At 62.0% G+C, this 13,251-nt stretch carries 9 protein-coding genes and 1 tRNA gene; 6 read left to right on the top strand and 4 right to left on the bottom strand.

Annotation, left to right across the window (positions count from 1 at the left end):
• The first annotated feature begins 15 nt into the window (after positions 1-15).
• A complete protein-coding gene (meaB, locus tag H2509_RS10980; RefSeq protein WP_182165156.1) occupies positions 16-948 on the top strand; it encodes a methylmalonyl Co-A mutase-associated GTPase MeaB in 933 nt (310 codons plus the stop codon).
• Positions 949-980: 32 nt separating this feature from the next.
• Positions 981-1,379 (top strand): Cu(I)-responsive transcriptional regulator, encoded by a 399-nt coding sequence (cueR, locus tag H2509_RS10975; protein ID WP_182165154.1) that lies wholly within the window; start codon positions 981-983, stop codon positions 1,377-1,379.
• 12 nt (positions 1,380-1,391) lie between these two features.
• Here the strand turns inward: cueR and H2509_RS10970 are convergent, their stop codons facing one another.
• The 4 genes from H2509_RS10970 to map form a co-directional block, all read right to left on the bottom strand.
• A complete protein-coding gene (locus tag H2509_RS10970) occupies positions 1,392-3,653 on the bottom strand; it encodes a bifunctional diguanylate cyclase/phosphodiesterase (RefSeq protein ID WP_182165152.1) in 2,262 nt (753 codons plus the stop codon).
• Positions 3,654-3,788: 135 nt separating this feature from the next.
• Entirely contained in the window at positions 3,789-6,032 is a 2,244-nt protein-coding gene (locus H2509_RS10965) for a putative bifunctional diguanylate cyclase/phosphodiesterase (RefSeq protein ID WP_182165150.1), read from the bottom strand.
• A 212-nt stretch (positions 6,033-6,244) separates the two neighbouring features.
• Positions 6,245-6,955, bottom strand: coding sequence for a RadC family protein (gene radC, locus H2509_RS10960; protein WP_182165148.1), 711 nt, complete (start codon positions 6,953-6,955; stop codon positions 6,245-6,247).
• 59 nt (positions 6,956-7,014) lie between these two features.
• Positions 7,015-7,836 (bottom strand): type I methionyl aminopeptidase, encoded by an 822-nt coding sequence (gene map, locus H2509_RS10955; RefSeq protein WP_182165146.1) that lies wholly within the window; start codon positions 7,834-7,836, stop codon positions 7,015-7,017.
• A 224-nt stretch (positions 7,837-8,060) separates the two neighbouring features.
• Here map and H2509_RS10950 point away from each other — a divergent pair.
• The 4 genes from H2509_RS10950 to H2509_RS10935 all read left to right on the top strand — a co-directional run bounded on the left by H2509_RS10950 (position 8,061) and on the right by H2509_RS10935 (position 13,220).
• Positions 8,061-8,145: transfer RNA gene (locus tag H2509_RS10950), tRNA-Leu, on the top strand.
• A gap of 451 nt (positions 8,146-8,596) precedes the next feature.
• Positions 8,597-9,817, top strand: coding sequence for a porin (locus tag H2509_RS10945; RefSeq protein ID WP_182165144.1), 1,221 nt, complete (start codon positions 8,597-8,599; stop codon positions 9,815-9,817).
• Between the two features lie 506 nt (positions 9,818-10,323).
• Positions 10,324-11,553, top strand: coding sequence for a porin (locus H2509_RS10940; RefSeq protein ID WP_182165142.1), 1,230 nt, complete (start codon positions 10,324-10,326; stop codon positions 11,551-11,553).
• 221 nt (positions 11,554-11,774) lie between these two features.
• The gene (locus H2509_RS10935; protein ID WP_328805056.1) at positions 11,775-13,220 is read left to right on the top strand and encodes a TrkH family potassium uptake protein; all 1,446 of its coding nucleotides are present in this window, start codon (positions 11,775-11,777) and stop codon (positions 13,218-13,220) included.
• Positions 13,221-13,251: the final 31 nt, after the last annotated feature.

Raw genomic sequence — 13,251 nt, 5'->3', positions numbered from 1 at the left:
CGTGGCAGGGGGCGAATGAAGGCGAGGCCGAAGACCCTTGAAGAGCTGCGCGCCGGTGGCAAGCCGGCCCTGGCGCGCATGCTATCCGCCCTCGAGACGGAAGAGGGCGGGGAGGAACTTGCGGCCTTCCTCGATGCCTCGGCGAAAGCCGCAAATGCTCATGTCATCGGTCTCACCGGGCCGCCGGGCGTCGGAAAGTCGACCCTGACCAACGCGCTGATTTCCTCGTTTCGCCGGCAGGATCTGACGGTCGGCGTGATCGCGGTCGACCCGTCGTCGCAGTTTACCGGCGGCGCATTGCTCGGCGACCGCACGCGGCTGCGCACCGACCCGGAGGACGACGGCGTCTTCGTGCGGTCCATGGCTGCGCGCGACCGGTTGGGCGGCCTGTCCGATCATGCGGTCGCCGCAGTCGTCGTCATGAGCGCGGTAATGGATCGGGTGATCGTGGAGTCGGTCGGTATCGGCCAGTCGGAGGCGGACGTCGCCTTCGTAGCCGACACGGTGGTTCTCTGCATCCAGCCCGGTTCCGGCGACAGCCTGCAATTCATGAAGGCCGGCGTTATGGAACTGCCGGACGTTGTCGCCGTGACCAAATCCGACATGGGAGCGCTGGCAAACCGCGCCCGTGCCGATGTGGAAGGGGCCTTGTCGCTGGCCCGGCTTGACGACAGGCTGGCGGTGCCGGAAATCGTGATGGTGTCGGCGACGGCCGGGACGGGGATCGACGAGGTCGTGGACGCCTGCAATTCTCATTTCAGGGGATTGCGGGAGGCCGGCATACTGGCATCCCGGCGCGAGACGCAGCACAGGCGCTGGGTGAGGGATGCGATCCGCCAACGATTCGGCTCTCATGGGCTGGCGAAGTCGGATATCGACGCGGCGTTGGATGAGGCGGGCGGGCCATTTCGCGCAATCCGCGGTCTTGATGGCAGGCTGCGCTCCTGAACTCTCCGTGCCTGCTGGATTGGAGATCGGCCATGAATATCGGCGACGCCGGCAAGGTGACGGGATTGCCGGCAAAGACCATCCGCTACTACGAGGATATCGGTCTCATAAGGCCCTTGCGCCAGGAAAACGGCTATCGCGATTACGGCGAGAGCGAGCTGCACCGGCTTGCCTTCCTTCGCCGCGCCAGGTCCCTGGGCTTTTCCATAGAGGACTGCAGGAAGCTCTTGTCGCTCTATGACGATCGCGGCAGGGCGAGCGCCGACGTGAAGGATCTGGCCGAATCCCACATCCGCGAGATCGAAGCGAAGATCGAGGAGCTGAAAGGCCTGCGAAAGGTTCTGAAGTCGCTGGCCGAGGCGTGCCACGGCGACCACCGCCCGGATTGCCCGATCCTCGACGATCTCGCCTGCGGCGGTGGAGCGGATTAGGAAAGCACGAACCTAGCCGAAACGCCGCGAGACGCTTTGCAGCTGGTCCAGCTGTGCAAGCCGGTGTTCCACATCGCGTATTTCGTCGGCGGGCACCGGGCGGGAGAGGTAGAAGCCTTGCAGGCGGTCGCATTTGGTGAGCCGCAGGAAGGCCGCCTGCTGCTCCGTTTCGATGCCTTCTGCGACTACGGACATCCCAAGCGCCTCGCCAAGATTTATGATCGTGCCGAGAATGGCTGTCGCATGCGGCGAGCTTTCAAGGCCGGCGATAAACCCGCGGTCGATCTTGAGCGTGTCGAAGGGGAATTGCCTTAGATAGCTCAGGCTCGAATAGCCGGCACCAAAGTCGTCGAGTGCGACCCGCACCCCCATCTCATGAACCTTTTGCAGCGTTTCCAGCACAGTGCGGTCCTTGTTGGAGAACACGCTCTCTGTCACTTCCACCTCGAGACGATGAGGGTTCAGCCGCGTCATGCCGAGGATCGAGGAAAGGCGTTCGATGAATTGCGGATGGCGGAACTGGATCGGCGACACGTTCACCGAAAGCTTCAGGTGAGGCCATTTCGCGGCGTCCTCGCAGGCGCGCTTGAGCACCCACATGCCCAGATCGTTGATTAGGCCGGTTTCCTCGGCGATCGGAATGAAGGCGCCCGGGCTGAGCGGCCCGCGTACGGGATGGTTCCAGCGCACGAGTGCTTCCACCGCCAGCACCTTGCGGCCGTTGATGGAGGTCTGCGGCTGGTAGACAAGAGAAAGCTGGTCGCGGTCGATCGCCTGGCGCAGTTCGCGGGCCAGGCTTTCGCGCGCGCGCACCTGCTCTTCCATGCTGGCGTCGAAGAAGGCCCAGCGGCCCCTGCCGTTTGATTTTGCGGCGTAAAGCGCAATGTCCGCCTTGCGCAGCAATTCGCCCATCGACAGGCCGTCGTCGGGTGCCATCGCGGCGCCGACGCTGAGGCTGACATAGAGATGGTTCTCGGAGGCGTAGATTGGAGCCGAGAACTGGTTCTGCACCCGCTTCAACAGGCTTTCCAGGTCCTCGCGACTGCCGCAGTCGGGGACAAGCAGGGCGAACTCGTCGCCGCTGATGCGCGCGAGATGGGCGTCGCGCGGCACCAGCAGCTTGAGCCGCCGCGCCGCCTCGCGAATGACGTCGTCGCCGGCCGCATGGCCCAGCGTGTCGTTGATGTCCTTGAAGTGGTCGAGATCGATATAGAGCACGCCCAGCATGCCTTCGGTTTCGTCGAAGGAATTCAGGAGGTCGTCGAAGAGATTGGCGAAGAAATCGCGGTTGGCGAGGCCAGTCAGGCCGTCGTGCCGGGCGGCATGCTTGGCGCGCGCCTCGCTCTCGGCAAGGCGCTGGGTGTTATGCCGGGTGTAGAGAAGTACCGCAGTCGTCAGGACGGCGACGGCCAGCAGCAGAAACATCAGGAGCGGGGTCAGGCGGCCCAGGATCACCATACCCGGATAGCGCGGATTCCAGGTCAGCTCGCCGACCATGGCGCTCGTCGGCGCCTTGAGCCCCAATTGCGCATCTTTCGACGGTCCCGCTTTCTGCGCAGCAAGCCTGAGGCCCTGCACGCCTGCCATCTTCGAAACCATTTCCAGGCGGTCGTTGGTCAGCATCTTCACGCTGACCAGCACGGCCGGAGCGTGCTTGCGGCGAACGACCTCATGCAGTTCCGGCGAGACAGCCGTGACGCTGACGAGGGCGGGGACGCCGTTGACGGAGGCGTAGCCGACTTCGTGGATGGAATGGGCGAGCCCGTTGTTGGGTATCTTGAAGCCGAAATAGCCTGACTGCAGCTTTTCGAATCGATTGATGAACCGCGCCCGCGTGCGGGCGATCAGCGGGAAAATCTCGTCCAGGAAAGCCTGATCCTGGAAATTCACGGTGAGCCGGCCCTGGTTGGAAAAATAGATCGGCGCCCGTGTTTCGCCGATGATCAGCGTCTGGTCGTGGCCGTAATTCTGGTGGAGCCTTTGGCCGATATTGACGTGCAGCCAGGTGGGATCCGGCGATATCGTCCGAGTATTGAAATAGGCGGCGTCGGAGACAGCCGCGCTTTCCTGCTCCTTCGCCAGCAGGTCGAGTTGAAGCGCCAGGCTGCCGAGAATGAGGTTGCTTTCATTGCGAAGGGCGGAGTCGTCGGCGGAGCGGAATGTCAGAAATATCAGGACGCCCGTCACCAGGATGGCAAGCAGCACGATTCCCACGACGGGAAACAGAATGGCATTCGCCAGTTTGTTGCTACTTTGCGATCCGCTGGAATTCATTCAGAACCTCGCCCCACCGCCCGCATAGTGTCATCGACCGCTTAACAAAGTGCCGCCAAGAGTAGTTAAAGCTCCGTATAACAAGCGATCATCAGCTGAGTCGGTTGGCGCGAAAAGCTGAGCGCCGGCAGATAGTCAGGCGATTGCGGCGAGCGGCATCGGTTTTGCGCGGCTGTGGAAAGTTTCCATGACCTGCGCCGCGGTCATCGGTTCGCCGAAATAGAAGCCTTGCAGGTAGTCGCAGCCCGCGGCCTGCAGAAAGCGGTGCTGCTGCGGGGTTTCGATGCCTTCCGCCGTGATTTTCATCCCAAGCGCTTCGCCAAGGCCCACAAGCGAACAAATGATCGCCGCCGATTCCGCCTCCGTTTCCACATGCGTGACGAAGGAGCGATCGATCTTGAACTTGTCGAAATGGAATTGCCGGAGATAGCTGAGGCTTGAATAACCTGTCCCGAAGTCGTCGAGCGCGAGACCGATGCCGAGTTCCTTCAGCTCGTTGACGATTCGCTTTGCGGAGGCGGTGTGGTCCATCAGCACCGCTTCGGTCACTTCCAGCTCCAGCCTGTCGCGCGGGAAGCCGGTTTCCGCAAGCGAGCGGCTCAGATACGGCACGAAGCCGGGATGGCGGAGCTGGCTCGGCGAAACGTTGACCGACAGGGTGAGTGTCGGCCAGGCAAGGGCATCCCGCATGGCGGTCTTGAGCACCCAGGCGCCGATCGACCAGATCAGATCGCTTTCCTCCGCGATCGGCAGGAAGAAAGCCGGCAGTTGATCGCCATGCTCCGGATGGTGCCAGCGCACCAGCGCCTCGACGCCGACCATCCGTCGTCCGTCGCTGGTGAATATCGGCTGATAGAGGAGGAAGAATTCATCCCGCTCCAGTCCGGCGCGCATCTCCTCCTCGATCTTGCGGCGCACTTTCAGCGCCTCGTCCATCGCCGGTTCGAAGAAGACGTAGCGATCCCGGCCCTGCTCCTTTGCCTGATACAGGGCGATGTCGGCACGGCGCAGCAGCTGGGTGAGGTCGGTGCCATGCTCCGGGAAGAGGGCAATCCCCATGCTGGCCGTCGTAGGCAGGCGTCGGCCGTCGACAGTCAGGTCACGGTTCAGGGAAGCGATCAGGCGCTCGCAGGTTTGTTCTATGTCGTTCCGGTCGGTGCGCTCGCCCACCAGGATGACGAATTCGTCGCCGCTGATGCGGGCGACGACGTCGCCGCCACGTACGGTCCGCCTCAGCCTGCGCGCCACTTCCTGAATCAGCTGGTCGCCCACCGGGTGGCCGAGCGTATCGTTGACTTCCTTGAAATGATCGACGTCAAGATAGATGAGCGCCGAAACGCCGCGGCCGTTCGAGGATGCGGAAGCAAGCCTCTTGCGGGCCAGCCGATCGAGATAGGCGCGATTGGGCAGGCCGCTCAGCGGGTCGTGCAGCGCCGCCTGTCGGGCGCGCGCCTCGCTGTAGGTCAGTTCCCGGCTGGCGCGGACGGCCCGCGCGAGGACAGCCGCCGTGATCCCGAGGATCATGATACCGGCGAGGACGAAGATCGGCGCCAGCGTCGCGAGGATTTCGGACGCGCTTTCGCCCCGCCGCCAGACAAGACTGCCGATGGCACGGCCGTCGGCGGTCCGGAGGCCGACGCCGTCGATCCCCTCATGTCCGCCGCTTCGCAGATCCAGGCCGGCAAGCTGTGTTCGACGCCCGATGGAGCGCAGCATATCGCCATCCATGTGGCGCAGGGCAATCACAATGCTGGGGAGACCCATTGCCAGCGGCTCCCGATTGCGCTTCGGGACGACCGCCATAACGGCGGCGATTGCCGGTCGGCCATCGAGAAGCAGAAGCGTTGAGCGGGAAACGCCGGACAGGCCGTCCGAAAACGTATCGCCTTCCGGCCGCCTCTTGCCGACGACACGCTGATACGCCTCCTGTATCTGGAAGACCTGTCCCTTGAGCTCCTGCTCCAGCTTAGAAGTGTAGAATGAAGGAGATCTCGTTCCGCCGGCATAGAAGGTCAAGACAGCGCGTCCGCCGCGATCGAGGACGATCAGGCCATCGTGACCATGCGACTGGTTGAGCGGCTCCGCCATGTTGGCGAATACCCAGCCGGCGGAAAATTGCTGGTCTATGTTCTCGTAAGCCTGGGTTGAAAACGCATAGCCTTCCAGTTCATTGCGCAGATGATACTGCTCTTCGGCAATGGCCTCCTCGATGAGCGAAGCTTCCCGGTCCTGCGACCGTGCGTCGGAATACTGGACGGCCCAGACGACAAGCGCGGCCGCGCCGCAAACGGTGCCCAGGACGGTTGCAAACAGGACGAGCGAATAGCGTAGCGCTCGCCTCTGACGGAACCGGAGCGTCGCCTGCAGGTCTGCCTGCATTCCTTCACATTCGAAGCTCTGCTTCCTGGCCAAGGAAACGCACCCTCATGCCGTATCGAAACGGCAAGCCGCCAGCCTCGGCTTAAGAAATGCAACTTGCCTGCTGCAAAATCCTACTCGTGCAATTACTCATGTTACGTTAACGTAGGAGAGGCTTGTTTTATAATATAATTGAACGTCCTGTTTTTGATCCGGCCAAATTATTTCAATGCTTAAAGTAGTTGTAGGCTGCGAAAGCTGGCATGAGCGTCGCGGCCGACAATGATGTGGTCGTGGAGGATGATCCCCATCGCACCGGCAATGTCCGAAATCTGTTTGGTCATCTGAATGTCCGCGCGCGACGGGGTGGTGTCGCCGGAAGGATGATTGTGCACGATGATAAGCGCGCTTGCCGAAAGTTCCAGCGCGCGTTTCACTACTTCGCGCGGATAGACAGGCGTGTGGTCCACCGTGCCGCGCTGTTGCACTTCGTCCGCGATCAGCCCGTTCTTCTTGTCGAGAAACAGGATGCGGAATTCCTCCCGCTCCGCATAGGCCATCGCGGCCTTGACGTAGTTGATCACCGCACCCCAGGAGGAAAGCGACTTGCGCGCCGAAACCTGGCCCTTGAGGAAACGCTGGGCGGCCGCCTGGGCGATCTTGATCTCATCGACGGCCCGCTCGCCGACGCCCTTCACTTCCAGCAGCCGCTGGCGCGGCGCGGCCAGCACTTCGGCGAACGAGCCGAAACGGGCAATCAGCGCCTTGGCGATCGGCTTGGTGTCCGCCCGCTTGATCGCGGCGAACAGGATCAGTTCCAGGAGTTCGTAGTCGAGCAGCGCGTCGGCGCCATGATCTCGAAAGCGGTCGCGCAGGCGTTCGCGATGGCCGGCATAATGCGGCCTGGCGCCGCCGGCCCCATCCTCGACTGTTTCCAGGTCCATGGTGCTCCCCCAGCTTGCTTGCAGGCTCGTTGCCTGCCGGCCGGAGGCAATGTTTCGATCTAAAGGCCCGGCTTGTCCAGACCTGCAGGTGAAAGGGTGAAGATCTCGCAACCTTCGGATGTGATGCCGATGGAGTGTTCGTACTGGGCGGAAAGCGAGCGATCGCGCGTGACCGCCGTCCAGCCGTCGGACAGCACCTTCACGTGCGGGCGGCCGAGATTCACCATCGGTTCGATGGTGAAGATCATGCCGGGCTTCAGCTCCACGCCCTCGCCAGGGCGGCCGTAGTGAAGGATGTTCGGCGTGTCGTGGAAAAGCCGCCCGACGCCGTGGCCGCAGAAATCGCGCACCACCGAGCAGCGTTCGGCTTCCACATAGGCCTGGATCGCCGCGCCGATATCGCCGGTCGTATTGCCTGGACGCGCTGCTTCGATCCCGCGCAGGAGCGATTCGTAGGTCACTTCCATCAGCCGCTCGGCAGCGCGCTTGACCCGGCCCACCGGATACATGCGGCTCGAATCGCCGTGCCAGCCGTCGACGATCAGCGTCACGTCGATATTGACGATGTCGCCTTCCTTCAGCGGCTTGTTGTTGGGGATGCCATGACAGACCACGTGGTTGATCGATGTGCAGCAGGACTTCATATAGCCGCGATAGTTCAACGTGGCGGGCAGGGCGCCGTTCGACATTGCGAAATCATAGACGAAATCGTCGATCTCCTCGGTCGTCGTGCCCGGCTTGACCAGTTCCGCCAGTCGGTCGAGGCAAAGGGCCGTCAGTTGGCCCGCGCGCTGCATGCCCGCGAAGTCGTCCGGGCCATAGAGCCGCACCTGGCCTGTGTTTTTCAGGGGTGCGGTCGCTGCGTCGATATAGGTTACCATTGGATGTCCGTCATGAGGCCGGCGCGCATATCGCCCGGCCAAGTCGAGCCTGTTTCGTTTGTCCGTCATATAACGCCAATCGGCGCGAAATTCAGTCGCAAATCGATTTGTTTGCGATAATGCCGCAAGCCAAGGCTCTTGTGCGCGCAATGCGGGACGGTTAGAGCAATGAAGCCTTCAGACCGGGAGCAGGCCGTCATGCGGTGCTTGTCCCGGCATCGGTCGCGGACGTGGTGGAACTGGTATACACAGCAGACTTAAAATCTGCCGCCGCAAGGCATACGGGTTCAAGTCCCGTCGTCCGCACCAATCCCCCCGTCAAATCATAAAACGTGTAATGCCACCAGAACGCGATGACGATTCTCCGTTCTCGACAGCTTTTCGCCTGATCCGATGCGACTTGAGCCGCGTTGCATGCAGCGCCGGGCCTTCGAGGTCGACAACGAGCGTGTTGTTACACAGTCGCGAGAAATTGCGAATGCGTAGCCTCGATACTCGCCTGTCGGGCTACTTAATATGTATAAAAATCAATTAGATAAGCGGAGCATAGCTCGGGTTTCGCGCGCCGGCAATGGCAACCCAATTGCGTGTAAAGGCAACCATTTTTGTGACTTTAGTGCAACAGCACTTAAAAGCTTCGCATTTCGGAGAAACCGACGATTGCAAGTCCGGCAAGCGTAGCCCTACAAATCTGCATGAGCTTCGCGGCGAGCGGGCTCGTGACATTCGCTAGCTGACAAAAATCAGAAAAGGTCAGGACATGAACATCAAGAGCATTCTTCTGGGTGCCGCCGCGGCTGCCGCCGCTGTTTCCGGCGCTCAGGCTGCCGACCTTCCGGCCGCTCCGGAGCCCGTCGACTACGTTCGCGTTTGCGACGCTTTCGGCACCGGCTTCTTCTACATCCCGGGCACCGAGACCTGCCTGCGCGTTGCCGGCCGCGTCCGTACCGAGTTCCGCGTCCGCAACTTCGCTGACGATCCGGTCCCGGGCACGGTCGGTTTCGAGACCCGCGATCAGGACGGCACCACGCTCCGCGCTCGCGGCTATGTCCGCCTTGACGCCCGCACGAACACCGAGTTCGGCCTGCTGCGCAACTACACCGAAATCTTCGTCACGCAGGATACCGGCGGCTCCGCTGGCCTGACCCTCGATCGCGCCTTCATCCAGTTCGGCGGCCTGACCGCCGGTCGCATCACGTCGTTCTTCGACTTCTACACCGGCGACACCTTCGGTGCGATCCAGTCGGAGGCCTTCTCGGACGCGACGACCAACCTGTTCGGCTACACCTACTCCTTCGGCCATGGTCTTTCGGCTTCGGCTTCGATCGAAGATGGCGTGACCCGTCGTGGCGACATCTACGGCCGTCTTGGCGGCGGTGGCGTCAACACCGCTGCTGACATCTACGGCGGTCATCGCCTGCCTGATTTCGTCGCCAACCTGCGCGTCGATCAGGGCTGGGGTTCGGCCCAGGTCATGGGTGCCCTGCACCAGGTGTGGAACGACCGTGCCGCATCCGGTCTGACGGTTGCCAATACCGCTGACTCCGAGCTGGGTTGGGCGATCGGTGCTGGCGTGACCATCAACCTGCCGTTCCTGGCTGCTGGCGACACCCTGTCCCTGCAGGCTGCCTATGCCGACGGCGCTGTGAAGTACGTTTCGCCGAACTTCAACGTCGATGGCGTTCTGAATGCGACGAGCACCGATCTCGAGACCTCCACGGCTTGGGGTATCGGCGGCGGTATCCTTCACAACTGGACCTCGCACTGGTCGTCGGCTCTCGTGTCGAGCTACGGCGAGATCGAGAACGACGAGACCAACCTCGTTGACCTTTCGCAGGCCCAGGTTGCCGGCAACCTGGTCTGGAGCCCAGTCAGCGGCCTGATCATCGGCGCCGAACTGGAATACACCCACACCGATCCCGACGTTGGTTCCAGCACCAACCAGCTCGACGCAGTGTTCCGCGTCCAACGCACGTTCTAATCCGGCTACCCGGATCGGAAACGAGGCTGGGCCAAGCGCCCAGCCTCCTACTGAGAAGGGCAGGCGGCTTTCTAGTCGATCTCTTTTCAGTCAATCAGGCCCGCTGGCGTCCAACCCAGCGGGCCTCCCCTTTTTCCGGGGGTGAAAACGAGCTTGCCTTTTTCTGTTTCCTGCCAACCTGCCTTCTGCGCGGCGGCGCGATGCAATTCAAACCGACCGCGGTTGGAGCGCCCGGAAAGGGCGTGCGGCTGTGAGGGCGCATTGATCACTGCGGCTCCCCTCGATGCGAACACTCTTCGGCAAATTTCAGCATCTTTCGAAATGCGTATTGTGCATAAGCACGTTTTCGGCGTGACTTAAAAACAACACATATAAAACAAAGACATAGATCAAACTGACGTGAGTGTTGCTTGCCGAGCGCCTCGCATATTAGGGACCCGTGTCTGGCGCCTCCCGACTCCAGGCAAGCTGAAAATCAACGATAATCAAGTTGAAAAGGTCAGGACATGAACATCAAGAGCATTCTTCTGGGTGCCGCCGCGGCTGCCGCCGCCGTTTCCGGCGCTCAGGCTGCCGATCTTCCGGCGGCTCCGGAACCTGTCGACTACGTTCGCGTTTGCGATGCCTTCGGTTCCAGCTTCTTCTATCTTCCTGGCACCGAGACCTGCCTGCGCGTCGCCGGCCGCGTCCGCACCGAGTTTCGCGTTCGCAACTTCGGCGATGATCCGTTCCCGTTCGGTAGCACTGGCTTCCAAAACCGCGATCAGGACGGCACCACCCTGCGCGCTCGCGGCTATGTCCGCCTCGACGCCCGTACTCAGACCGAATACGGTCTGCTGCGTAATTACACCGAAATCTTCGTGACGCAGGATACCGGCAGTGGTGCCAGCGTGACGCTTGATCGTGCCTTCATCCAGTTCGGCGGCCTGACGGCTGGCCGTACCACGTCCTTCTTCGACTTTTACGTCGGCGACACCTTCGCTTCCGTTCTGGATGCCGGTTTCTCGGACGCGACGATCAACCTGTTCGGTTACACCTACTCCTTCGGCGACGGTTTCTCGGCTTCGGTTTCCGTCGAGGACGGCGTGGAGCGCCGCAGCGGAATCGCGCAGCTCAGCAGCCTGGGTCTTCCGATCACGACCGCCAGCAGCGCGCTTGCGGATCGCTACGGCGGGCATCGTCTGCCTGATTTCGTCGCCAACCTGCGCGTCGACCAAGGTTGGGGTTCCGCCCAGATCATGGGCGCGATCCATCAGGTCTGGAATAACGATGCCACGGCCAACACCGGTGCAGAGTCGGAAATCGGCTTCGCGATCGGCGGCGGTATCACCTACAACCTGCCGTTCCTCGCGGAAGGCGATACGGTATCGTTGCAGGCGGTCTATGCGAATGGCGCTTCGCAGTATCTGTCGCCGACCGCGGTTGTCGATGCTGTCGTGAACAACGCCGGCAATGATCTGGAGACGGTTGAAGGCTTCCAGGTTGGCGGTGGTATCTTCCACAACTGGTCGGCTCACTGGAATTCGTCGTTCAACGTGTCCTACGTCGACTTCGACGTTCCGTTCGGCGATGTCTACGACCACGACCAGCTGTTCCTGCAGGGCAACCTCGTGTGGGAACCGGTCAGCGGCTTGCTGATCGGCGCGGAAGTGGAATACATCCGCACCGAGTTTGATGACGTCGATGCGGAGTTTGACGAACTGGAAGCTCTGCTGCGCATCCAGCGCACCTTCTGATCCTGATTTCTGTCAGGTCTGAAACGGAGGAGCCCGGCGCGTCGCGCCGGGCTCTTCTGCTTTGAGGGCAGCGGTCTTCCGGCCGCGCCAGCTTTGCCATGGTCGCGCCGCAAGATCGGGTGTATATGGCGTTTCGGGCCGGGCCTTCGCGTGCGAGTCGGATCGGGCCAGTTGCGACCCTTCATCCCGCGCCGTTGCGGCGCCGACATCACGACCGCCTTGTGATAACGCTTCGCCCCGTCCTCAACATCCTCGGCCTTCTGATCTTTGGTCTCGGTGCCGGCATGCTCCTGCCGGCGGTCGTGGATGTGGCGGCCCGCAATCCGGACTGGCAGGCCTTCGTCATCTCGGCGCTCTTCACGGGCATGTCCGGCCTACTGCTGGCGATTTCCTGCGCGGGCGAGCTTGGCTCGTCGCTTTCCATCCGCCAGGCGTTCCTGCTGACGGCTCTTGCCTGGCTGACCCTGCCGGCCTTCGGCGCGCTGCCGTTCCTGTGGCTTGGCATTTCCTATGCGGATGCCGTCTTCGAGGCGGTCTCAGGCTTTACCACGACCGGGTCGACGATCCTCATCGGGCTCGATGGACTGGCGCCGGGCTTGCTCTTGTGGCGCTCGGTGCTGCAATGGATGGGCGGGGTGGGCATCATCGTCATGGCCCTCGTGCTGCTGCCCTACCTGCAGGTCGGCGGCATGCAGCTTTTCAAGACGGAAAGCTCGGACAAGGGCGAGAAGGTGGTGTCGCGCTCGGCCGATCTGGTGCGGCTGATCGCGCTGATCTATTTCGGGCTGACCATGCTTTGCGCGGCGCTCTACTGGGTGACCGGCATGAACGCGTTCGATGCCGTCAACCATGCGATGACGACGCTGTCCACCGGCGGTTATTCGACCCATGACGCGTCCTTTGCCTATTTCACCAATCCGCTAACCGGCTGGATCTGCATCGTTTTCATGATCGCGGGGGCGTCGCCTTTCAGCCTGATGATCCAGGCGATGCGCGGGCGACCGCTGCTGCTCTGGCGCGACCCGCAGATCAAGGCGCTTCTCTGTCTTCTCGCGGCCACGTCCTTCGTCGCCGCCATCTATCTCGGCATCACGCAGGAAATCGGGCTTCACGAGGCTCTGCTGCGGACGAGCTTCAATTTCACCTCGATCGTCACCACGACCGGCTTCGCGCTCGGCGACTACACGCTGTGGGGACCGCCCATTGTCGGCATCGTCCTGATGCTGACCTTCGCCGGTGGCTGCACGGGGTCGACCTCCGGCGGTATCAAGATGTTCCGCTTCATCGTTTTCTTCGGCACGCTGCGCAATCACCTGAGGATGATGGTGCGCACCCACAGGGTCGTCTCCACCCGCTATGCCGACACGCAGCTCACGCCCGACATTGCCTTTTCGGTGCTGGCCTTTCTGGTCGCCTATCTCGGCTCGGTCGGCGCAATCACCCTCATCCTCACCTTCTTCGGCCTGGATGCCATGACGGCGATAACAGGTGCGGCCACCGCGATCGGCAATGTCGGCCCGGGTCTTGGGGACGTCATTGGCCCGGCCGGCAATTTCTCGTCCCTGCCGGATGGAGCCAAATGGGTGCTTTCGCTTGCCATGCTGCTCGGGCGGCTAGAGCTCTTCACCGTGCTCGTGCTTCTCGATCCCGAATTCTGGTCTCGCTGACAAACCTGCCCTCGATGGCGGAAAATCGCGG

Origin of the sequence: Stappia albiluteola (assembly GCF_014050225.1) — a bacterium.
GTDB lineage: Bacteria > Pseudomonadota > Alphaproteobacteria > Rhizobiales > Stappiaceae > Hongsoonwoonella > Hongsoonwoonella albiluteola.
Note: the sequence above shows the minus strand (reverse complement) of the source record. Positions and strands in the feature narration are given on the sequence as shown.

What these genes read in the sequence shown, in the direction of transcription:
- H2509_RS10945 (WP_182165144.1), top strand. Translation starts at nt 8,597, where the DNA reads ATGAACATCAAGAGCATTCTTCTGGGTGCCGCCGCGGCTGCCGCCGCT.
- cueR (WP_182165154.1), top strand. Translation starts at nt 981, where the DNA reads ATGAATATCGGCGACGCCGGCAAGGTGACGGGATTGCCGGCAAAGACC.
- radC (WP_182165148.1), bottom strand. Translation starts at nt 6,955, where the DNA reads ATGGACCTGGAAACAGTCGAGGATGGGGCCGGCGGCGCCAGGCCGCAT.
- map (WP_182165146.1), bottom strand. Translation starts at nt 7,836, where the DNA reads ATGGTAACCTATATCGACGCAGCGACCGCACCCCTGAAAAACACAGGC.
- H2509_RS10940 (WP_182165142.1), top strand. Translation starts at nt 10,324, where the DNA reads ATGAACATCAAGAGCATTCTTCTGGGTGCCGCCGCGGCTGCCGCCGCC.
- H2509_RS10970 (WP_182165152.1), bottom strand. Translation starts at nt 3,653, where the DNA reads ATGAATTCCAGCGGATCGCAAAGTAGCAACAAACTGGCGAATGCCATT.
- H2509_RS10965 (WP_182165150.1), bottom strand. Translation starts at nt 6,032, where the DNA reads ATGCAGGCAGACCTGCAGGCGACGCTCCGGTTCCGTCAGAGGCGAGCG.
- meaB (WP_182165156.1), top strand. Translation starts at nt 16, where the DNA reads ATGAAGGCGAGGCCGAAGACCCTTGAAGAGCTGCGCGCCGGTGGCAAG.